Raw genomic sequence first — 21,265 nt, 5'->3', positions numbered from 1 at the left:
GCGATGCCCGGCGTCGGGTCCCGTCCTGCCACGCTGGACCGGATCGCCCTGGTGGACGTGAACAACTTCTACGTCTCCTGTGAGCGGGCCTTCGACCCCTCCCTCGAAGGCCGTCCCGTGGTGGTGCTCTCCAACAACGACGGCTGCGTGGTCGCCCGCTCCCCGGAGGCCAAGGCCCTGGGACTGAAGACCGGCGTTCCCTGGTTCCAGATCGCCCGGCAAGCCGAACGCTGGGGCCTGGTGGCCCGTTCGTCCAACTACGAGCTCTACGGGGACATGTCCGCCCGGGTGATGGAGCTGCTGGGCCGGTTCGGCACCTGGCAGCAGGTGTACTCGATCGACGAGTCGTTCCTGGGACTGCAGGGCGATGCTGAGCGGCTGCAGGCCACCGGACGGCAGCTGCGGGAGGCCGTGGCCCGGCATGTGGGACTGCCGGTGTGTGTGGGCATCGCCCCCACCAAGACGCTGGCCAAGTTCGCCAACCATGTGGCCAAGCACAATCCCGACGACGGCCGGCTGGGTGGGGTGATGGCCTGGGACAGTGTGCCCCGCGGGTCGGTGGAGGCGCTGCTGCGCCGTCTTCCAGCGGGGGAGGTGTGGGGTGTGGGACGCAAGACCTCGGCCCGGCTGGAGCAGCTCGGGATCCACTCGATCGCTGACCTGCGCGATGCCGATCCGGGGTGGATCCGGTCTCGATTCTCCGTGGTGCTCGAGCGCACGGTCCTGGAGCTGAGGGGCACCCCCTGCGTGCCGGACGTGGATGAGAGCGCCGGTCCGGCCCAGGTCATCTTCTCCCGGTCCTTCTCCCGCCCGGTCACCACCCAGGCCGAGATGGCCGAGGTGATGAACGTCTACGCCCAGCGCGCTGCGGCCCGCATGGCCGCTCAGGGCCAGCGGGCACGCGTGCTGACCGTGACGGCGGGGACCTCCCGGTTCACCGGCGAGGACGGATCCGTGGCCCGGACGGTCGCCCTGGACCGGGCCACGGCGGATCCGGTCGCCATCACCCGTGCCGCGGCCGCCGCCATGCGTTCGGTGATGAGTGAGGGCATCCCCTACAACCGTGCCGGGGTGATGCTCTCCGGCCTGGAGTCCGCCGCCCAGCAGAATCCCATGCTGGAGGTGTTCGAGTCGGCAGAACCGGATCGGCATGTGGAGGACGTGCTCGGGGCGGTCCGAGGCCGCTTCGGCGCGGGGGCGATCGGTCTGGGCCAGGGCGGGCTGGTGGAACAGGGCCAATGGAGCATGCGGCGGGAGTTCGCCTCCCCGCAGTACACCACCCGGTTCGCCGAGGTACCGGTGGTCCGGGCCTGATCCGCGGAGCTCAGTCGAGCGAGAGGGTCACCAGCCCCAGCTGGGCGGCGCGGATGATCACCTGGACGCGGTCGCGCACCTCGAGCTTGTCCATGATCCGTGTGAGGTTGGCCTTGACCGTGGACTCGGAGAGGGAGAGCGACTGGGCGATCTCCGGGTTGGACCGGCCCCGGGCCAGCAGCTGCAGGATCTCCCGTTCCCGCGGGGTCAGATCGGAACCGTCCGGATCCCCGGGCTTGAGCTGGGCCCGTCCCACCACGGGACGGTCATGCTCGATGGAGGCCAGCAGCTTGGCGGTGACCGCCGGGGCCAGCACGGACTCACCGCGGTGGACACCCCAGATCGCCCCGAGGATGACCGTGGGCTCGGCATCCTTGAGCAGGTAGCCGGCGGCACCGGCACGCAGGGCCGGGACCAGGTACTGCTCGGACGTGAAGGTGGTGATGGCCAGGACCCGGGTGTCCGGGCAGGCCTCGGTGATTCGGGCGGTGGCCTCCACGCCGCCCATGACCGGCATCTGCATGTCCATCAGGACCACGTCCGGCCGCACCGCGATGCAGGCTTCGACCGCCTCCTCGCCGTTGGCGGCCACCCCCACGCATTCCATGTGCGGTGCCGAACCGATCAGCGTCTTCAGAGCCCCGCTCATCAGGGGTTGATCGTCCACCACCAGCACCGTCAAGGGGCGGCTGTGCCCGGGAGCCGGAGTCATCGCGGGAGGAGTCTGCACCATGGCGTCAGCGTACCGGGCCGCAGTGCCGCACGGAGAGTGACCCAGACGGTGACCTGCACCTCTGGTCTGACTGGGTGTCATGCGGAATACTGGTGTCATGGAACGGACTGTCTACACCTCCCTGGCCGCTGTGGCCGCCTCTGTCGCCCTGATCGCCTCCCCGGCTGCGGCCACGCCCGCGGGTTCGCCTGCCCCGGTGGCCCCTGGCCCCTCCGTGTCGGTCACTCTTCCGGAGACCGCCAGCCCCACTGGCGTGACCTCCGCTGGAGGCAAGTGGCTGTGCAAGGTCTTCGGCATCTTCTGCGGCTGAGTCAGGTCTTTCCATCGCATGACGGCACCGGCGTCGCCTGATCTCCTGGAGAGGTCAGGCGACTTCTGGCGTGCGCGGCCCCTGAACCGGGTCGTGCTCATCCTGATCACCGTGTTCATGGGCGCGTCCATGGTCTCGGACATGGTCCTGGGCGATTGGACTCAGGGTGACCGTGCCCCCAACGTGCTGTTGACCCTGCTGACGGGCATCCCCTTCTTCCTGCTGTGGATCCGCAGCACCGTGGCCTTCACCGCCTTGATCCCGGGGCTGATCGCCAGCCACGTCTTCGGGCTGCACGTCTCACCGTCACTGCTGCTGCCCGTGATCCTGGTGCTGGTGGCGGCGTCGGCGAATCTCCCGTTCAGCCTGTTCGCCCTGGCCGTCTCGATCTCCTGGGCGGCGTCCATCCCGATCACCACGCCCGAGGACTCCAGCAGCCTGTGGGTGGTGGTGCCTCTGCTGGCCGGGGGCTGGACCATCGGACATTTCATCCAGCAGAGCCTGGCTCGCCGTGAGCGGGACCTGCGCCGCGTCGCCGAGGCCACGCGCCGTGCCGCTGAGGCGGCCCAGGAGGAGCGGAGACTGCTGGCCCGGGACCTGCATGACATCGTGGCGCACAACCTGACCATCATCGCCATGCAGACCAGGACGGCACAGTTCGTGGGGACGGACGAGGCGGCTCGGATGGCGGTGCAGGTGGCCGGCGATTCTGCCAAGGAGGCGCTGGGCGACCTGCGCCGGATGCTGACGCTGCTGCAGGCCGAGGGCCTGGTGGCCGATCCCGCCAACGCCTCCGAGACCGACGCGCAGGACGGGGCCTCGGCTCTGGACCTCGAACATGGAGCGGTGAAGTTCGGGCGGGGCCTGGAATCGTTGGGGATCTCCACGGCCGTCAGGACGGAGGGCCTGTCCGAAGGCATCTCCCAGAGTGTCCAGACCGCCCTGTACCGGGTCATGCAGGAGGCGGTGACCAATGTGGCCAAGCATGCCGGAGGTGGCAGCGAAGCGGTGATCGAGCTCGACGCCGATGACCAGGAGGTGCGGTTGGCCGTGGGCAACAGTCTGGGCATGACACCGCGCGGACGAGGTGCCTGGATGTCCTCCGGTCATGGGCTGATCGGGATGAGGGACCGCGTGAGGGCCTTCGGAGGGACCTTCACCTCCGGTCGAGAGAAGGACTGGTGGTGGGTGCGTGCGGGGGTCCCGATCCCCTCGAACGGGCACTCCTCCCGTCGGATGTGATGTGGACCACACTCGGGGCAGAAAGTCTGTCCAAAGGTCCACTACCTGTGCAGACTGTGCGCTGACTACTCTGAAAGAGCCCCATGAGACGGTGCGACGGAACAGATCAGATGGAATCAGCCCGGGGGGATGCGGGCTCCACTGATCCAGATCCGCTGAGAGGCGGCAGCCACGGCTGCCGCCTCTCAGGCCGTTAACGGGCCGGTGCGCACGCCACTGTCGTGTCGTGTCCCACTAGGGTGTCGACATGCCCCCTTCGGCCCCGCAATGCGCCACGGCCTCTGGCGGATCACGTGCCTGGATCATCGTCGTGGTCGCAGGAGTCGCCTCGGCCATGCACATCTGGAAGCTGCCCGGCGCCCTGGACTTCATCCGAGCCGATCTGGGCCTGTCCCTCGTGGACTCCGGTGTGCTGCTGGGCATCGTGCAGGTCGGCTCCATGCTGCTCGGGCTGGCCGCCTCCCTGTTCTCGGAGATCTGGGGGCTGCGCCGAACCCTGGTGGTCGGCATGGTCCTGCTCGCCGTGGGCTCTCTGGCCGGTGCCTTCGCCACGGAGACCTGGTTCCTGATGCTGACCCGCATGCTTGAGGGCGTGGGCTTCCTGATGGCCGGGGTGGTGGCACCGGCCCTCATCCGCCGGGTGGCGCACCCGGCCTCTGCGAACATCGCGATGGGCTGGTGGGCCGGCTTCCAGGGCATGGCCACGTTTCTGGCGGTGCTGGCCTCCACGCTGCTGCTGACCAGCGTCAGGTGGAACACCTGGTGGATCATCATGGCCGTGATCACCGCGATCACCGTCCCGCTCATCCTCGCCTGTGTCCCTGCGGATCCGGACACCGGACCGCCCCAGGTGGGCGCCGCCGTCGTCCGCATCCGCCGTACCGTGGCCACCCTGACGCCGTGGATCGCCGGCATCGTCTTCGCCTGTTACACCCTGCAGTGGGGAGCGGTGATCGGCTTCCTGCCCACCATCTTCCGCGAAGCCGGTGTGGGTGGACTCTGGCCGGGGGTGGTCACCGCCGTGGTGGGCGGAATGAACGCGGTGGGCAACATCCTCTCCGGCCGACTCCATCAGCGGGGCGTCTCGGCCCTGCCGCTGCTGCTGATCGGACTGATCACCATGGCCGTCACCACGGTGGTCACCTTCGCCCCGGACTGGACGTCCGTGCCCGGTGGACTGGTGGTGCAGATCGTGGCCGTCACCCTCTTCTCCGGGGTGGGTGCCCTGATCCCGGCCACTCTGACGCGGATCGCGGTGGACGTGGCACCCGAGGACGGATCGCCGGCGGCCGTGATGGGGCTGATGCAGCAGATCTACAACGCGGCCAATCTGGTCGGGCCGATCATCCTCGCCGCGATCGCCACGGCGAGCGGAGGGTGGCGTCTGTCCTGGACCATGACGCTGGCCGCCTCACTGATCGGCATCGCGCTGGCGGTGCGCTTCCTCGGGGCCCGCCGACTGGGGCTGGACTTCCGGCACACTGACTGAGGCGCTGGGACCCCTGCTGCGGGGGCCCGGAGTGACGGTGCTCAGTCGCATCCCTCGGGGCCGCAGACCTGACCATCCAGACCAGCCTGGGGGCCGTCGTCGGGACCCTGGCCGGGACCGGCCGTGGGGGAGACCATCTGCAGGGGCTGGTGTTCAGCCCAGGCCTGCTCCAGTGCCTGGGCGAACAGCTCGGTGGGCTGCGCCCCGGAGATGCCGTACTTCCGGTCCAGGACGAAGAAGGGCACCCCGGTCACACCCAGGGCCCGGGCCTCCTGCAGGTCCGCGCGGACCCGGTCCTCCCAGCTGGAGTCCGAGAGCGCTTCCCCGACCTGCTCGGCAGTCAGCCCGGCCGCCTGGCCGAGCTCCGCGAGCACCTGCTCCGAGCCGATGTCCTCGCCGCGCTCGAAGTGGGCGGAGAACAGCTGCTCCTCCAGCTCCTCCGCTGCGGCCAGTGAGACCGCCTTGGCGCGCTGGATGAGACGGTGGGCCTTCCAGGAGTTGGCCACCACCAGGGAGTCGAAGTCGTAGTGCAGGTTCTCGTCCAGGGCCTGGGCGGTGACGTGACCGAGCATCTGGCGCACCTGGCCCTCCGGCATCCCCTTGGCCTGAGTCAGGTACTCGACCTCCGAGCGGGCATCATGTTCGGGCAGGGACGGATCCAGCTGATAGCTCTTCCACTCCACCTCCACCTGGTCTCGGTGGGGGAACTGGGCCAGCGCCCGTTCGAAACGCCGTTTGCCGATGAAGCACCATGGGCAGCCGACGTCCGAGAAGATCTCGATCCTCACCGCAGTCCGCCCTGCCAGAGGGCATCGAACGGGGTGTTGCCGGCCACCCGTTGATGGATGCCGGCGGTGACGAACTCCTTGGCGCGACGTGCCGCCTCCACGGGGGTGGCGCCCTTGGCCAGTTCGGCAGTCACGGCCGCGGCCAGGGAGCAGCCGGCGCCGGAGACCGCGTGCTCACCGATCTTGGGCACCGAGAGGATCTCCTCGGTGGTGCCGTCGTAGAACACGTCCACGGCATCCGGGCCGTCCAGACGGATGCCGCCCTTGGCCAGCACGGCGGCTCCGGAGACCTCATGGATGCGCCGGGCGGCCTGCAGCAGGTCCTCCACCGAGGAGATGCTCATGCCGGAGAGCTGCTCGGCCTCGAAGTGGTTGGGGGTGGTGAAGGTGGCCAGCGGGAGCAGCTCGGCCTTGAGGGCCTGATCGGTGTCCAGGGCGTGGCCGGGCTCCTGACCCTTGCAGATCAGCACCGGGTCCAGCACGATGTTCTGCCACTGCTGGTTCTTCAGCGCCGTCGCCACCGTGGAGATGGTGGCGGGGGAGCCCATCATGCCCAGTTTGGTGGTGGTCAGCTGGTCGGCATAGTCGCCCTGGATGGCCTCGAGCTGGTCGGCGATCACCTGGGCCTCCACGGGCACGAACCGGTGGCCCCAGTCGTTCTTCGGGTCGAAGGAGACGATGCAGGTCAGGGCGACCATGCCGAAGACTCCCAGCTCCTGGAAGGTCTTCAGATCGGCCTGGGCGCCGGCGCCGCCGGTGGCCTCCGATCCGGCGATCGTCAGCGCCAGGGCGGGGGAGGAGAGATCGTAGGGCTGGCCGGGAGTGCGGGCATCAGGGCTGGACATGCCGACCATGGTACTCCTGCCCGCGAGGTGCTTCTGCTGTGCACGCGCACAGCCCCGTTCGGCTCAGTCAGTGCTGTTCGACGGGGAGGGGGCCGGCTCGTCCAGGTCTGTCTCGATCGGCTCGCCCTCAGCGTCCACGACGTGGGCCAGCGGGCGGGCCAGGGTGCGTCCCAGGGCCATCAGCACGGCAGCCGGGAAGCCGATCAGCGGGATGAGCATGGGCAGCAGGCCCGAGCCGCCATAGAGCAGCACGGCCAGACCGTAGAGCATGCCCACCAGGGCGTAGCCCATCACGTGCACCCACTGGTTGAGCTGGTGCCGGAATACCCAATTCACCAGCAGGCACAGCGGTAGGCCGATCACCAGGCCGGCCACCCCCACCACGGTCAGCAGCGGGGAGAGCGAGCCGTAGACCTGCAGGTCCGGGATCAGGCCCAGGACCATGACGACGACGGCCATCACCAGGTTGGGCAGCAACCACGCCACCAGGAAGCCCATCAGCCCCAGCCGCAGCCGTGGGCGCTCGGCATCCTGGACACGAGCCCGCTGGCGACGTGAGGGCTTCTCCGGGATGGGCGTGGTCATGAGGAGGACTCCAAGGGGTGGGGATCGGGCTGAGCCCGGCGTGCGGGACGGCACAGAACGGGCCGCCTCAGTCTATCCGGGACGCGTTGCGGCCCCATGGGTGTTGAATGTGCAGTGCAGGGCGCCGAGAGGACGGATCCGAACCGCGGGACGACGGTGCGCTGCAGAAGACCGGGTGCACCATGCTCGAATTCCTCACCGGCACCGGCCTGGCCAGTGCCGCTGGGCTGAACGCCTACATCCCCATGCTCGTGCTGGGCCTGATGGACCGGTTCACCTCCTTCGTGGAGCTCCCGTCCGCCTGGGCCTGGCTCTCGGCTGACGTCACCCTCTGGATCATCGGCGGTCTGCTGGTGCTGGAAGTGGTGGCGGACAAGATCCCTGTGCTGGACAGCGTCAACGACGCCGTGCAGACCGTCATTCGACCGGCGGCTGGCGGCATCACCTTTGCCTCCGGCATGGGATCGGAGACCGTGACGGTGCAGGACCCCGGGTCGTTGTTCGCCGGAGAGGCCTGGGTTCCGGTGGTGATCGGTGCCGGCATGGCCCTGCTGGTGCACCTGTTCAAGGCGACCACGCGTGCCGGTGCCAACACCGTGACGGCGGGCGCGGCTGCCCCGGTGCTCTCCACGGTCGAGGACGCCGCCTCCACCTCGCTGGCACTGGCCGCCGTGTTCCTGCCGGTGCTCGTGGTGATCCTGCTGATCGGCGCTCTGGTGGGGCTGTGGTACCTGGCCCGCCGGCTGTTCGGACGTGGACGCAGAGACGGCTCGCTGAGCCCGGAGGACCGCCGCTTCGCGGCGTAGCCTCAACGGGGCTCACCGAGCCGTCGGTCAGCGGACAGCTCTGGTCAGCTCTCGCCGTCCAGGACGAAACGGACCTCGGTGACCTCCGGCCACTCGGTCATCTCCTCCAGGATGGTATGCGCACGCTCCTGCTCGGAACCTTCGGCGTAGTCAGTGTCCTCCTCGTCGCGGTCCGCACCCCAGGGCGCATCCGGGACCATCAGGGAGATCATCGACAGGCGGCCCTGGTGGATCTGAAGCTCAATGGCCAGTTCCTCTCCGTCCCGGGTGAAACGGCCCTGCACTGGCCAGACCTGGGTGTAGGGAACCGCGCGCGGTGCGTCCTCGTCCACCTCCAGTTCCAGGTCGGTGTCCGATGACAGCTCCGGGTGCAGCTGCAGGACGCTGTCCAGCTGCTGCCGCAGGGCAACAGCACCGGGCAGGTCATCACGCAGCAGGCGCTCCAGGATGGCGATCACCCTGCGGTCCAACGGTTGAGAGGGGCCCGGCTCTATCTCCTGAGCATCCAGGTCATGAGTCATCTGCAGGGTCTCGCGGCGGTCGGTGAACCACATCGCGCCCATCAGCGCCGCGCCCACGCCGGCCAGCAGTGCACGAGGGTGGGAGACACCGCGGTTGCCGATCCAGTCCACGAGCTTCCCGTCGATCGCTTCGTTCAGCTCGGCCAGCCCCAGGGTGGCCCCGGCGGCCAAGGGGCCGACCACGCTCGGACGGATGGACTCCGGGGGGAACGGCTCGTCCTCGATCAACAGTGCCTTGGCAGTGGACACGACGTTCTGCTGCTGCGTGATGGCTGCGCCGTAGACTCCGGCGAACCCGGCGTAGGCCAGGCGGTAGGCGGCCTTGGCCACGGGGCCCAGGTTCCGGTGCTCGACCAGGGTGAGGCCCGCCACGGCCGCGGCGGACAGTGCACCGAAGGCGGGGGTGGAGGCGATGGTCTCAGAGGTGGGGGACAGGTCGCGGTAGCGGGAAGGTATTCCAGGGATCATGCTCTGAGCCTACGGACCAGCGGGCCCGCAAGGGATCCGCCCGGAGACGGAGATCCGCACGCGCTCTGGCCATTTTGGGGGCGGTGGAGGAGCTCCAGGACCCCCGACTGTGGGAGAATCATTGGGTTCCACCGCCACCTGGGGCAGCAGGTGTCTGCGGGGCCGTCGAGGCCGTTCCACCGCAGCGGCCGGAGCCATTGGACGTGCTAATACAGCCGACCCCCGGGTCCGGCGAACCACCCCCAGAGGAACCCACCGTGACTGAATCTGTCTCCCGCGCGCCCGAGCGCGCCCACTTCGCTCCCACCGGCACCGGTCTCTACGCGATCTTCGTGGCCGTGATGGCCGTGGTGCTGCTGCTCTCTAACATCGGTGCCTCCAAGGGGGTGACCTTCGGACCGATCATCACCGACGGCGGGTTCTTCCTGTTCCCGCTGGCCTACATCGTGGGCGATGTGGTCTCCGAGGTCTACGGCCTGAAGGCCTCCCGCCGGGCGATCCTGACCACCTTCGCCCTCTCCGCGTTCGCCGCCATCTGCTACTGGATCATCATCGCCCTGCCCGGCGCCGAGTGGTACGACGGACAGGAGGCGCTGGCCCGCACGCTGGGCCCGGTGCCGATGATCGTGCTCGCCTCGCTGCTGGGCTTCCTGGCCGGCCAGCTGACCAACGCCTGGTCCATGGTCCGGCTCAAGCGCCGCTCGGGCGAGAGGCTGCTGTTCGGCCGCATCGCCCTGTCCACCTTGGCCGGGGAGTTCGTGGACACCCTGGTGTTCTGCTCGATCGCCGCCGGGGTCATCGGGATCACCGGCCTGCCCGACTTCCTGAACTACGTTCTGGTCGGCTTCCTGTTCAAGTCCGCCGTGGAGATCATCCTCTCGCCCGTGACCATGTGGGTGATGGGACTGGTCAAGCGAGCCGAGCCCCACTATGGCGAGGCGACTGCCTGAGCCGCGTGACGTCGTCGGGAACCACCTCACCTGACACCCAGCAGTGATCACGTGCACGCCAACTGTGGCGACACGCCGGGCCGGAGCCGAGGTGGCGCGCACGTGATCATGGCTGTGGAACGGTGGCGTCCAGCTCGGCGATGAGGCGCTGGATGCGGGACTTGATGTCGTCGCGGATGAGGCGGGTGGCCTCCACGCCCTGGCCGGCCGGGTCGTCCAGCTCCCAGTCCTCGTACCGCTTGCCCGGGAAGATCGGGCAGGTGTCCCCGCAGCCCATGGTGATGACCACGTCCGAGGCGCGCACCGAGTCCGTGGTGAGGACCTTGGGCTGCTCGGCGGAGATGTCGATCCCCTCCTCGGCCATCACCGCCACGGCCGAGGGGTTGACCGACGCGGCCGGGGCGGATCCGGCCGAGAGCACCTGGATGCGGTCGCCGGCCAGATGCTGCAGGTAGCCGGCGGCCATCTGCGAACGGCCCGCGTTGTGCACGCAGACGAACAGGACGGTGGGGCGGGTGTCGAACTCGTCCAGCAGTCCGGACACGCGACGGGAGATCTCGTCCCGGATCATCGTCATCCGTTCCTGGCCCTCGATCCCCCGCAGGCTCGGCTCGTCGGTGCCCCAGACCTCGATCTCGGCCCTCATCCCATCCACCGGCTCCACCTGGGCCGGACCGACCACGATCACACGGTCTGCGCAGCGCAGGATCTCCGGGTCGATGTGCTTGGGGTGCTCGCCGTCCAACGAGGCCCCGACCGCCTTGAGGGAGGCCGCCGCCTCGGTGTTCAGAGTGGTGCCGTCCGGATTGCCCGGAGAGATCTGGGCGCCGGCGGTGTGCACCGCGATGGCCAGCCCCCGCTCGGCGGCCTGCTGCCTGGCCAGTGCGCCGGCCATCTGGGACTTGCCGGCATTGGAGTTGCAGATGAAGAGCAGCGTGCCGGTCATCGGGCGGCCTCTCGATCGGTGCGGGCGGTGTGGGGAGGGGCGGATGAGGTGGCGGTGCCAGGCACACTGGGATCGCCGGGGAACAGCTTCGGGGCCAGCCACAGGGCCACGTAGACCAGGCCCACCAGGATCGGCACCTCGATCAGCGGGCCCACCACGCCGGCCAGCGCCTGGCCTGAGGTCACCCCGAAGGTGGCGATGGACACCGCGATGGCCAGCTCGAAGTTGTTGCCGGAGGCGGTGAAGGCCACCGTGGTGGAACGGGCGTAGTCCACGCCGGCCGCCCGCGCGGCGAACAGCGAGCCCAGGAACATCACCACGAAGTAGATCACGAGCGGGATCGCGATCCGACCCACGTCCAACGGCTGGGACAGGATCGCATCCCCCTGCAGGGCGAAGAGGATCACGATGGTGAACAGCAGTCCGTACAGCGCCCACGGGCCGATCCGCGGCAGGAACCGCTCCTCGTACCAGGTCCGTCCCTTCGCGCGCTCACCGACCGTGCGGGTGAGGAACCCGGCCAGCAGCGGGATGCCCAGGAACACCAGCACCGAGAGGAAGATCGCCCAGACGCTGAAGTCCACGCCGGTGGTGGGCAGTCCCAGCCAGCCCGGCAGCACCTGCAGGTAGAACCAGCCCAGCCCGGAGAACGCGATCACCTGGAACACCGAGTTGATGAACACCAGCACGGCCGCGGCCTCCCGGTCCCCGCAGGCCAGATCGTTCCAGATCAGCACCATGGCGATGCACCGGGCCAGGCCCACGATGATCAGTCCCGTCCGGTACTCGGGATGATCCGGCAGGAACGCCCAGGCCAGGGCGAACATCAGTGCCGGGCCGATGATCCAGTTCAGCACCAGGGACAGGGCCAGCAGTCGCCTGTCCCCGGTCACGCGGTGGGTCTCGTCGTACCTCACCTTGGCCAGCACGGGGTACATCATCACCAGCAGACCGACGGCGATCGGCAGGGACATCCCCATCACCTGGACCGACTCCAGCGCCTGGTCCAGACCGGGGATCAGGGCGCCCAGCGCCAGTCCGGCGCCCATGGCGAGCAGGATCCAGACCGCCAGGTAACGGTCGAGGAAGGACATCCGTGCGGCCACCGGGGTGTGCGTGGGCGCAGGCTGCGGGGGTGCGGTGGTCATCTGGTGGGCCTTCGGTGGGCGGGAGCGGGGCAGGTTCAGGATGCCTGACATATTGATGGTCGTCAATGTATGGTGAGGTGATGACCACCACGACGACGGCCACGCACCTTCCGCTGAAGGGTCCGCCTCCGTGCTGCGCAGGTGACGAAGCAGCTGACGAGAGGTCCTCGGAGGGCGGCTGTTGCCTGGGCAGGACGCCGCTGGGGCGGCCCGATGCCGAACGGCTCAGCGTCAAGCTCAAGGCGCTGGCGGATCCGTCCCGGCTCCAGCTGCTCTCGCATCTGACGAGCCGAGGCTGTGGCGAGGTCTGCTCCTGTGACCTGGGGGCCGACGTCGGGCTCTCCCAGCCCACTGTCTCTCACCACCTGAAGAAGCTCGTGGAAGCTGGGCTGCTCACCCGGGAGCAGCGCGGGCGCTGGGCGCACTACTCGGTGGTGCCGGGGTCGCTGGACGAGCTGCGGGACCTGTTCGACCTGCGCTGAGCGCGTCCCCGCGGAGGACGCGGCGAACATGACGGCCCGTGACGTGGCCCACTGGACACCCCTCGCCGGGCGCGCCTAGGGTCAGGCACAGAATCACGAGTTCCGGTGCGAAGCCCTGGCTGGCCGGACAGCAACCCTCTCGCTGTAGCGGGGTGCTCCAGGTGATGATTCGGCCGGCACGAACGTGACCGGCAAGTACAGCGCTCCCGTGGGCACCAGATGCGAATGTCACCGATCTGCTGTGTCCTGCCCGGCTGGTCCTGCGGCGCGCTGCGATCGAAAGGTTCGCCGCCATGGCCCAGCCGCACCAGTCCTCGCCCACGCCGCTGCACTTCAACGCGTTCGTCATGAACACCACCAGCCACATCCACCACGGTCAGTGGCGCCGCGAGGATGCCGGGCAGACCGAGTTCACCGATGTGAACACCTGGATCGAGCTGGCTCAGACCCTGGAGGCAGCGAAGTTCGACGCCATGTTCTTCGCGGACGTGGTGGGCCACTACGGGGACGCGGACGCCGACTACTCCGTCTACGTCAACGAGGGGTTGCAGATTCCCTCCAACGACCCCACCGTGCTGCTGGGTGCCCTGGCCGTGGTGACCGAGAACATCGGCCTGGCCACCACCTCCAACGTCTTCCAGTCCCACCCCTTCCAGTTCGCCCGTCAGCTCTCCACCCTGGACCACATCTCCAACGGGCGGATCGCGTGGAACATCGTGACGGGGACCCAGGACAACGGCTCCCGCAACTTCGGCCTGCCCCGGCTGACCGACCACGCCGAGCGGTACGCCTGGGCCGCGGAGTACGTGGACGTGACCTACAAGCTCTGGGAGGGATCCTGGGATGAGGGCGCCGTGGTCAAGGACCGCGAGGGCTCGCGCTACTCGGACCCGGCCAAGGTGCACAAGATCCGCCACGTGGGCCACCGTTACACCGTGGAAGGACCGCACCTGCCCTCACCCTCGCCGCAGCGCACCCCGCTGCTCTACCAGGCCGGCTCCTCCGCGTCCGGCCGGGACTTCGCCGCCCGCAACGCCGAGGCCGTGTTCATCATCGCGGCCACCCCGGAGATCGCCCGGCAACAGATCGAGGACACCCGCCGCCGTGCGGTGGAGGCCGGCCGCGCACCGGAGGACATCAAGTTCTTCCAGGGGCTCAGCTTCATCATCGGGGACACCGAGGAGGAGGCGCAGGCCAAGCTGGCGGAGGCCGAGCAGTTCGCCTCGGTGGACGGCTACCTGGCCCACGCCGCCCTGGTGGACCCCGACGGCCGCGTCTACCCGCCGGACACCCCGCTCTCCGCAGTGGACACCAACACGCAGAAGGGCTTCACCGAGTGGGTCTCCAAGGCCATCACCGACCGTGAGCCCGTGGTGGCGGATGTGGCCTGGCGCAGTCACCGCAACAACCGCCTGGTGGGCACACCGGAGCAGATCGCCGATCAGCTGCAGCTCTGGCAGGACGCCGGGGTGGACGGGATTAACGTCATCAACTGGGTGATCCCGGGCTCTTTCGAGGAGTTCGCCGAGAAGGTCCTGCCGGTGCTGCGCGAGCGCGGACTGGCCCAGAGCGAGTACCGGCCGGGCACGCTGCGGCAGAAGCTCTTCGGCCGCGACCGCCTGCCGGACACCCACCCGGCCGCGCGCTACCGCGGTGCCTTCGCCGAGGCGAGCGTCGAGCGCCAGGCCCCGGCCGCCGTCGGGGTCTGACCCCTCCGCCTCACCTCGCTCCCCCTTGGGATCACGTGCGCTCTATCTCGGGCGACACGCCGTGCCAGACCGCAGTTGTCGTGCACGTGATCCTGCGTTCCTCCACCTCTGTCCGCGAAAGGACCTCCCATGACCACACTCACCCTCGCCCCGCCTGCACGGACCACCACTCACCCCACCACCGCTGAGCTCAAGCAGCGATTCGCCCCGGTGTTCGCCCGGATCGCCGAGGGCTCCCGGGACCGCGAACGGGACCGCACCCTGGGCCATGAGGCCGTGCGGCTGCTCTCCGAATCCGGTTTCACCCGGGTGCGCCTGCCCGTGGAGCACGGCGGGCTCGGCGCCACCCTGCCGCAGCTGATCGAGCTGCTGGTGGACCTGGGCCAAGCCGACTCCAACCTGCCGCAGGCCCTGCACGGGCACTTCCTGTTCACCGAGACCCACCAGCACCAGAGTCAGGGTGCCCTGACCGACTGGTGGCTCTCCGAGGTGGCCGCGGGGAAGGTGTTCGGCAACGCGATCGTGGAGAAGCCGGCCAGCACCGGTGCCCGGCCGGCGGTGATCGAGCCTCTGCAGGACGGCTCCTACCGGATCACGGGGGACAAGTTCTACTCCACCGGCACTCTGCTCTCGGACCACGTGCTGGTTGAGGGGGTGCTGGCCGGATCCGACCCGCAGACGCCGGAGCGGGTTGCCCTGATCCTGGGCACCCTGGATGAGGGCGTGGAGCTGGTGGACGACTGGAACGGGATCGGCCAGCGGCTCACCGCCTCCGGCACCACCCGCCTGCACGGGGCCACCGCACCCGCGGAGCGGTTGATGACCATGGCCGTTCCCGCCAACCTGCTCGGCTTCTCCTTCGTCTGGCTGATCCTGGCCGCCACCGGTGCCGGGATCGCCCGGGCGGCTGCGGAGGACGCCGCCTCCTTCGCCCGACGACGGACCCGCACCTATGAGCACGCCTCCGGCTCCTCCACGGCGCAGGATCCGCTGATGCAGCAGTCCGTGGGACAGATCTCTGCGAAGGCCTCCGCCGCCCGGGCGATCGTGGTCTCCACCGCCGCCACGCTGGCAGAGGCCTTCGAATCCACCCGCGGCATCTCCGACCTGACCGACCCCGCCTTCACGGAGCAGTACGCGCGAGCCTATGTGGCGGTCAGCGAGGCCTATTCCGTGGTGGCGGATCTGTCCCTGGCAGCGGCCACCGAGGTGTTCGACGTCGGGGGCGCCTCGGTGCTGGACGCCGCCCACCAGCTGGACCGGCACTGGCGCAATGCCCGCACGGTGGCCTCCCACTCCCCGGTGGCCTACCGGCTGCGCGCCGTCGGGGACCACCGAATCAGCGGCACCGTGCCGCCGATGACCATCCGCACCTCCGAGGCCACTCCGGCAGACCGGAAGGACCAGTCATGACCACCACCACCCACCCCACCTCAGACACCACGACGACGGCCGGCCCGTGCCACGGGTCCGGCGCCGAGCGCTTCGCTCGGCTGCGGGAACGGCTCACCCCCGTGTTCGAGCGGATCGCCGCGGGGGCGGCCGCACGGGAGGCCGACCGGCATCTGGACCGGGACGCCGTGCGTGCGCTCGTGGACGCCGGGTACACCGCGGCCAGAGTGCCCGTGGAGTTCGGCGGTTCGGGGCTGGACTTCGTGCAGGCCTCGGCCCTGCTCGTGGACCTGGGTGCCGCCGACTCCAACCTGGCCCAGGCGCTGCGCGCCCACCTGCTGCACCTGGAGGGCGTGCTGACCTCTCCGGCCTCACCTCAGCGGGACCGATGGCTGCGCCGCATCGGTGAGGGAGCCGTCGTCGGGAATGCCATCACCGAGGTGGGCAATGCGGTGGGGACCTCCGGCACCCGCCTGACCCGGGACGCGGCGGGGACGCTGCGGCTGAACGGGACGAAGTTCTACTCCACCGGCTCGCTGTACGCGGACTGGATCATGGTCTCCGCGGTGGATGAGGCCGGCGAGGAGATCGCCGTGACGGTGCGCGCCGATACTCCGGGCGTGCGGCTGCTGGATGACTGGGACGGGTTCGGGCAGCAGCTGACGGCCTCCGGGACCACGGTGTTCGAGGACGTGGCGGTGGACCCGGAGGAGGTCTCCCAGCGTCCACTGGACAACGGGGCCAGTGTGGTGGGCGGTCAGGCGATCGCCCAGTGGGTGCACCTGGGGACGTTGGCCGGGATCGGGCAGGCGGTGGTGCGGGATGCGGTGCAGTACGTGCGCTCGCGGACGCGCTCGTTCAGCCACGGCGCCGGTGGGCTGCCGCGCGAGGACCCGCAGGTGCTGCAGGTGGTGGGGGAGGTCTCCGCCGGTGCGTTCGGCGCACGGGCGGCGTTCGATGCGGTGCTGCCGCTGCTGGCCGGGCTGCTGGACCGTGAGGCGGCGGGGGAACGCGTGGGGGTGGAGATCCCCGAGGCGGAGCTGAACGAGGTCTACGTGCGGGTCTACCAGGCCCAGCAGGTGATCGCGCAGCAGGTGCTGGAGATCGCCTCAGCCTGGTTCGAGGTGGGTGGGGCATCCGCGGTGAGTGGCACCCGGCGGCTGGACCGGCACTGGCGCAATGCCCGAGTGCTGGCCAACCACAATCCGCTGATCTACCGGGCGCGGATCCTGGGCGACTGGGAGGTGAACGCCGTCCCGCCGAGCCGGCACTACCGCGTGGGCGGCTGATCGGCCGGGGCCACGTTGCAGCCCAGCCGCACCCCTGACAGGCTGGAGACATGATCCTGATCAACGTGAAGTTCACCGTCAAGCCCGACGCCGAAGGGCGGTTCCTGGACGAGGTGGCCGAGTTCACCCAGGCCACCCGCGCCGAGGAGGGCAACCTGTGGTTCGACTGGTACCGCTCCCCGGAGGACCCCCAGGTGTTCGTGCTCCTGGAGGCCTTCAAGGACGATGCCGCCGAGGCCCACGTGAGCAGCGAGCACTTCCAGGCCGGGCTGGAGGCCATGCGCCCGCTGCTGGTCAAGACCCCGCAGATCATCTCCCGCCAGGTGGACGGCGAGGACTGGGACCAGATGGGCGAGCTGCAGATCGAGGACTGATCAGGAGCCCCTAGGCGCCCTGCGTCTGCCCACCCTGCTGCAGCGAGCGCAGCGAGTTCTTGCGGATCTTGCCGGTGGCAGTGCGGGGGAGTTCGTCCACGAACTCGATCCGGTCCGGCACCTTGAACCCGGCCAGGCTCTCCTTGCAGTGCGCGCGCAGAGCGTCGGAGGTCAGCCCGGAGCCGGCCTCGCACACCACGAAGGCGACCGGCCGTTCACCCCACTTGTCGTCCTGGACCCCCACCACGGCGGCGTCGGTCACCTGCGGATGGGCGTGCAGCACGGACTCCACCTCGATCGAGGAGATGTTCTCTCCGCCGGAGATGATGATGTCCTTGAGCCGATCCATCAGCTTGATGTAGCCGTCGGGGAACATCACCCCCAGATCCCCGGTGTGATACCAGCCGCCGCGGAACGCCTCCGCCGTGGCCTCCGGGTTCTTGAAGTACTCCTTCATCACCCCGTTGCCGCGCAGCACCACCTCGCCCAGGGACTGCCCATCGGCCGGCAGCAGCTGACCGCCCGGGTCCATGATGCCCACCTGGCCGGCGTGCACCATCGGCACGCCCTGCCGGGCCATCAGCACCGCGCGCTCCTGGGCCGGCAGCTGAGCCCAGTCCTCCTGCGGCTCGCAGATGGTGAAGGGACCGTACACCTCGGTGAGCCCGTAGACGTGCACGGGGGTGATGTTCAGCGCCTCCAGACCCTCGATCACGCTCGGTGGCGGTGCGGCCCCGGCGGTGGTCATCCGCACGGGGCGGTCCAGCGGGTGGGCGCGCGGGGACTCCACGGCCATGGCGCACACGATCGGTGCACCGCACAGGTGGGTGATGCCCTCGTGGTCGAAGGCATCCCACACGGCGTCCTCACGGACCGCGCGCAGGCAGACATGGGTGCCGGCGGCGGAGGTCACCGCCCACGGGGTGCACCAGCCGTTGCAGTGGAACATCGGCAGGGTCCAGAGATAGCGGGTCTGGCCGGTGTAGCCGTTGTGGAACACCGAGCTCTGCGCGGCCAGGTACGCACCGCGGTGGGTGTACAGGGCACCCTTGGGTGGACCGGTGGTCCCGGAGGTGTAGTTCAGGCTGATCGAGGCCTGCTCGTCCGCCACCCGCCAGGGCAGCTCCGGGCCCTCGGGCGCCTGGGCCAGGAAGTCGGTGTAGGTCAGGGCACCCTCGGTGGCACTCTGCCCGGCCTGCTCGTCCACGATCTCCACCAGCAGGACCTCACGGTCCAGTGTCCCGACGACGTCGCGCACCGAGGCGTAGACCTCACCATCAGCGAGGACCACGGCGGCTTCGGAGTGGTCCAGGATGTACGCCAGCTCCCGGGAGGTCAGCCGTGGGTTCAGCGGGCTGAGCACTCCGCCGGCCAGAGGCACGGCGAAGTGGGCCATCAGCATCTCGGGGATGTTCGGGGCGATCACGGTGACGGTGGCACCGGGCTGGACGTGGGTCTGCAGGGCGCGGGCGAAGCGCTGGACCTCCTCTCCGAACTCGCGGTAGGTGGAGCGGCGGTCTCCGTAGACCATGGCCTCACGGTCGGGGAACACGGCCGCCGAGCGCCCCAGGAAGGCCAGCGGGGTCAGGGCCTCGTGCTGGGCCTGCAGCGGCGGGTCCTGGTCGGTCGGGGGTGTGGGCTGCTGCTCAGCGGTCATGGTCCGTTCCTCTCGGGGTGTGTGCCGCGGGGCTCCTGGCCGTCGGCGGGCCAGGGCTGGGCCGTTGTGGGGTTCGGCGGGCGGATCAGGCGAAGGCGGAGTGTCCGGTCAGGTCGCGTCCGATGATCAGGGCCTGGACGGTCTCGGTGCCCTCATAGGTGTGCAGGGCCTCGATGTCGGCGAAGTGCCGTCCCACGCGGTGCTCCAGCAGGATGCCGTTGCCGCCCAGCAGGTCTCGGGCGTTCTGGGCGATCGAGCGGGCTGCGCGCGTGGCGGAGTACTTGGCCAGGGAGGCCTGGGCGCCGGTGAGCTCCTCACGCTCCTCCAGCTGGGCGGCGCGCAGCACCAGCAGCTGGACCTGGGTCAGCTCGGAGAGCATGCGGGCCAGGCGCTCCTGGACGATCTGGGAGGCGGCCAGCGGGCGGCCGAACTGCTGACGCTGCTGGACGTACTGCAGGGCGGACTCGAAGCAGCCCAGGGCCAGGCCCATGGCGGACCAGGCCACGCCCACGCGGGTGGAGAACAGCACGCGGGAGGTGTCCCGGAAGGAGGTGGCCTCCGGCAGCACGTTCTCCTCGGGGACGAACACGTCGCGGAACTCGATGTCGGCCTGGTGGATGGCCCGGAGGGAGACCTTGCCCAGGATCGGGCTGGCGCTGTATCCCTCGGACTCCTGGGGGACGATGAACCCGCGGACCTTCTGGTCCTCGGTGGAGCGGGCCCACACCACGGTGATGCCACCGGCGGAGCCGTTGCCGATCCACTTCTTGTGTCCGTTGATCACCCAGCCGCCGTCGGTGCGGTCCGCCGTCGTCTCCAGGCCCACGGCGTCCGAGCCGTGCGTGGGCTCGGTCAGGGCGAAGGCGCCGAGCAGCTCGCCGCGGGCCATCGGGGGCAGGTACTTCTGCTTCTGCTCCTCGGATCCGCACAGCTGGATGGAGCGCATGGCCAGACCGCCCTGCACGGCGATGACGGTGGCCAGGGAGCCGTCACCCCGGGCCATCTCCATGGTGGCCAGGCCGGCGGCCACGCGGGAGACCTCGGGCATGCCCTCCACGGGAACGCCGTCGCGCAGCAGGTCCTGCTGCCCCATCTGCTGGACCACTGAGAGGGGGTACTCGGCTCGGTCCCAGGCCTGGCGCATCTCACCGAGCACCTCCGGGGTGAGGAAGGCGCGCACCCGGTCGGCCACGGCCCGGTCCTCGGCGGTCAGCCCGGCGTAGATGCCGTAGGCATCGGTGTCGAGGGCGTCGCTGACCTGGTAGTCAGGTTCGGCGGTGGGGTGCTGCGCGCTCATGGAGTCTCCCTGTGAGTGATCGGTACGGCAGGTGGAACTTCCCCTACTGTGCGGTGAGACCGAGTCTCATGTCAAGGTATTGAGTATCATGAGGGGCAGGGCAGTTCGGACCGAGGAGGCGTGCCATGGAGGCCACTGCGATGAGTGAGCTGGCCAGGACGCGTCAGCGAGCCCTGGTGGATCAGCACCTGACCGCGCTGCTCCAACGCCTGGACACTCAGGGGTGGGATGCCACCACCGTGGACGAGCTGGCCCGTGAGGCCGGCATGAGCAGGGCGACCTTCTTCCGCACCTTCGGGGGGAAGGAGGACCTGGTGTTCCTGGACCACGAGACCATGCTCGAGCAGCTCGAGGCCTACCTCTCCACCACGGACCATGACACCGCCTCCGCCCTGCGGCAGGGACTGCTGTTGGTGTTCCGCCACCACCTGGAGGACCGGGATCGCACGCAGGTCCGGCATCGTCTCCTGCGTCAGTCCCCGGCGCTGCGCAACCGTGAGCTGCTGACCTCCCACGGGTACGAACGGGTGTTCCGTCGGTGGCTGCGCGGCCGGCTGGAGCAGGATTCGTTGCGCGGTCCGCGCCTGGGTCCCGCCGATGCCGAGGCGCTCTCAGCCTCGCTGGCCGGAGCCGGGGTGGCCCTGCACAACGCCTGCCTGCGCCGCTGGATCCGCGACCCTCAGGACGGTGTGGTGGACGAGCTCTCCGAGCAGGCACAGAAGCTCATCCAGGTCCTCCTGCAGGGCTATGCCGCCGGGCCGGACGCGGCCCGGTCAACCATCGAGGAAGCCCCCCAGCGCCCCGTGGCCGTGGTGACGCTGGTGGGCGAGCACGCCGACCGCGAGCAGATCGTGGAGGCCGTCCGCAAGGCGCTGTCCTGACCGCAGGAGGGCACCAGTCCGGCTCGGTGCAGCCGCGGA

General features: G+C 69.5%; 21 protein-coding genes, 1 pseudogene and 1 riboswitch. Of the genes and pseudogenes, 12 read left to right on the top strand and 10 right to left on the bottom strand.

All coding sequences use genetic code 11. The annotated features are described in order from the left end of the window. The first annotated feature begins 3 nt into the window (after positions 1-3). A complete protein-coding gene (locus BM355_RS09210) occupies positions 4-1,314 on the top strand; it encodes a Y-family DNA polymerase (RefSeq protein ID WP_091697865.1) in 1,311 nt (436 codons plus the stop codon). Positions 1,315-1,324: 10 nt separating this feature from the next. Here BM355_RS09210 and BM355_RS09205 read toward each other — a convergent pair whose 3' ends face one another. Further along, entirely contained in the window at positions 1,325-2,047 is a 723-nt protein-coding gene (locus BM355_RS09205) for a response regulator (RefSeq protein ID WP_245760708.1), read from the bottom strand. Between the two features lie 97 nt (positions 2,048-2,144). On the opposite strand from BM355_RS09205, the gene BM355_RS09200 reads away from it, so the two are divergent. From BM355_RS09200 to BM355_RS09190, 3 genes are all read left to right on the top strand, one after another. Beyond that, the gene (locus BM355_RS09200) at positions 2,145-2,357 is read left to right on the top strand and encodes a hypothetical protein (protein WP_091697611.1); all 213 of its coding nucleotides are present in this window, start codon (positions 2,145-2,147) and stop codon (positions 2,355-2,357) included. A gap of 93 nt (positions 2,358-2,450) precedes the next feature. Next, positions 2,451-3,599 (top strand): sensor histidine kinase, encoded by a 1,149-nt coding sequence (locus tag BM355_RS09195; protein WP_177227905.1) that lies wholly within the window; start codon positions 2,451-2,453, stop codon positions 3,597-3,599. A 247-nt stretch (positions 3,600-3,846) separates the two neighbouring features. After that, a complete protein-coding gene (locus tag BM355_RS09190) occupies positions 3,847-5,088 on the top strand; it encodes an MFS transporter (RefSeq protein ID WP_091697608.1) in 1,242 nt (413 codons plus the stop codon). Between the two features lie 41 nt (positions 5,089-5,129). Here the strand turns inward: BM355_RS09190 and BM355_RS09185 are convergent, their stop codons facing one another. The 3 genes from BM355_RS09185 to BM355_RS09175 all read right to left on the bottom strand — a co-directional run bounded on the left by BM355_RS09185 (position 5,130) and on the right by BM355_RS09175 (position 7,306). Then, complete coding sequence (locus tag BM355_RS09185) at positions 5,130-5,876, bottom strand: DsbA family oxidoreductase (RefSeq protein ID WP_091697606.1); 747 nt, start codon at positions 5,874-5,876, stop codon at positions 5,130-5,132. Then, a complete protein-coding gene (gene thiD / locus BM355_RS09180; RefSeq protein ID WP_091697862.1) occupies positions 5,873-6,721 on the bottom strand; it encodes a bifunctional hydroxymethylpyrimidine kinase/phosphomethylpyrimidine kinase in 849 nt (282 codons plus the stop codon). Before thiD ends, BM355_RS09185 begins: the two co-directional genes overlap by 4 nt. Before the next feature lie 63 nt (positions 6,722-6,784). After that, a complete protein-coding gene (locus BM355_RS09175) occupies positions 6,785-7,306 on the bottom strand; it encodes a hypothetical protein (RefSeq protein ID WP_091697603.1) in 522 nt (173 codons plus the stop codon). A gap of 182 nt (positions 7,307-7,488) precedes the next feature. Here BM355_RS09175 and BM355_RS09170 point away from each other — a divergent pair, with 182 nt between their 5' ends. After that, complete coding sequence (locus tag BM355_RS09170) at positions 7,489-8,112, top strand: DUF4126 domain-containing protein (RefSeq protein ID WP_091697860.1); 624 nt, start codon at positions 7,489-7,491, stop codon at positions 8,110-8,112. Between the two features lie 44 nt (positions 8,113-8,156). Here BM355_RS09170 and BM355_RS09165 read toward each other — a convergent pair whose 3' ends face one another. Further along, positions 8,157-9,101: a hypothetical protein gene (locus BM355_RS09165; RefSeq protein ID WP_091697601.1), complete on the bottom strand. Its 945-nt coding sequence runs from the start codon at positions 9,099-9,101 to the stop codon at positions 8,157-8,159. Between the two features lie 257 nt (positions 9,102-9,358). On the opposite strand from BM355_RS09165, the gene BM355_RS09160 reads away from it, so the two are divergent. After that, a complete protein-coding gene (locus BM355_RS09160; protein WP_245760707.1) occupies positions 9,359-10,051 on the top strand; it encodes a queuosine precursor transporter in 693 nt (230 codons plus the stop codon). Between the two features lie 106 nt (positions 10,052-10,157). On the opposite strand, the gene BM355_RS14645 is transcribed toward BM355_RS09160, so the two are convergent. The 3 genes and pseudogenes from BM355_RS14645 to arsB all read right to left on the bottom strand — a co-directional run bounded on the left by BM355_RS14645 (position 10,158) and on the right by arsB (position 12,145). Continuing rightward, positions 10,158-10,622 carry an arsenate reductase ArsC gene (locus BM355_RS14645; protein ID WP_245760723.1) on the bottom strand — a complete coding sequence of 155 codons (465 nt, stop codon included), beginning with the start codon at positions 10,620-10,622 and terminating at the stop codon, positions 10,158-10,160. Between the two features lie 84 nt (positions 10,623-10,706). Beyond that, a pseudogene (locus BM355_RS14640) lies at positions 10,707-10,997 on the bottom strand (arsenate-mycothiol transferase ArsC); the annotation flags it as partial. Continuing rightward, a complete protein-coding gene (gene arsB / locus BM355_RS09150; RefSeq protein WP_091697855.1) occupies positions 10,994-12,145 on the bottom strand; it encodes an ACR3 family arsenite efflux transporter in 1,152 nt (383 codons plus the stop codon). The pseudogene BM355_RS14640 and the gene arsB, both read right to left, overlap by 4 nt. Positions 12,146-12,225: 80 nt before the next feature. On the opposite strand from arsB, the gene BM355_RS09145 reads away from it, so the two are divergent. The 5 genes from BM355_RS09145 to BM355_RS09125 all read left to right on the top strand — a co-directional run bounded on the left by BM355_RS09145 (position 12,226) and on the right by BM355_RS09125 (position 17,391). After that, complete coding sequence (locus BM355_RS09145; RefSeq protein ID WP_245760706.1) at positions 12,226-12,627, top strand: ArsR/SmtB family transcription factor; 402 nt, start codon at positions 12,226-12,228, stop codon at positions 12,625-12,627. 91 nt (positions 12,628-12,718) lie between these two features. Then, a riboswitch (SAM riboswitch) is annotated at positions 12,719-12,831 on the top strand. Positions 12,832-12,920: 89 nt separating this feature from the next. Next, positions 12,921-14,336 (top strand): LLM class flavin-dependent oxidoreductase, encoded by a 1,416-nt coding sequence (locus BM355_RS09140; RefSeq protein ID WP_091697595.1) that lies wholly within the window; start codon positions 12,921-12,923, stop codon positions 14,334-14,336. Between the two features lie 129 nt (positions 14,337-14,465). Next, on the top strand, positions 14,466-15,749 hold the full coding sequence (locus BM355_RS09135; RefSeq protein ID WP_091697593.1) for an acyl-CoA dehydrogenase family protein: 1,284 nt from the start codon (positions 14,466-14,468) through the stop codon (positions 15,747-15,749). Continuing rightward, positions 15,746-17,017: an acyl-CoA dehydrogenase family protein gene (locus BM355_RS09130; RefSeq protein WP_091697591.1), complete on the top strand. Its 1,272-nt coding sequence runs from the start codon at positions 15,746-15,748 to the stop codon at positions 17,015-17,017. The genes BM355_RS09135 and BM355_RS09130 overlap by 4 nt, the downstream gene beginning before the upstream one ends. A 50-nt stretch (positions 17,018-17,067) precedes the next feature. Further along, positions 17,068-17,391: a putative quinol monooxygenase gene (locus BM355_RS09125; RefSeq protein ID WP_091697589.1), complete on the top strand. Its 324-nt coding sequence runs from the start codon at positions 17,068-17,070 to the stop codon at positions 17,389-17,391. 10 nt (positions 17,392-17,401) lie between these two features. Here the strand turns inward: BM355_RS09125 and BM355_RS09120 are convergent, their stop codons facing one another. Both BM355_RS09120 and BM355_RS09115 read right to left on the bottom strand, forming a co-directional pair. Beyond that, positions 17,402-19,048 (bottom strand): AMP-binding protein, encoded by a 1,647-nt coding sequence (locus BM355_RS09120; protein WP_091697586.1) that lies wholly within the window; start codon positions 19,046-19,048, stop codon positions 17,402-17,404. An 85-nt stretch (positions 19,049-19,133) separates the two neighbouring features. Next, positions 19,134-20,345 (bottom strand): acyl-CoA dehydrogenase family protein, encoded by a 1,212-nt coding sequence (locus tag BM355_RS09115; RefSeq protein ID WP_091697583.1) that lies wholly within the window; start codon positions 20,343-20,345, stop codon positions 19,134-19,136. A 125-nt stretch (positions 20,346-20,470) separates the two neighbouring features. On the opposite strand from BM355_RS09115, the gene BM355_RS09110 reads away from it, so the two are divergent. Then, the gene (locus tag BM355_RS09110; RefSeq protein ID WP_091697581.1) at positions 20,471-21,226 is read left to right on the top strand and encodes a TetR/AcrR family transcriptional regulator; all 756 of its coding nucleotides are present in this window, start codon (positions 20,471-20,473) and stop codon (positions 21,224-21,226) included. Positions 21,227-21,265 lie beyond the last annotated feature (39 nt).

This window comes from Micrococcus terreus (assembly GCF_900116905.1).
GTDB lineage: Bacteria > Actinomycetota > Actinomycetes > Actinomycetales > Micrococcaceae > Citricoccus > Citricoccus terreus.
Note: the sequence above shows the minus strand (reverse complement) of the source record. Positions and strands in the feature narration are given on the sequence as shown.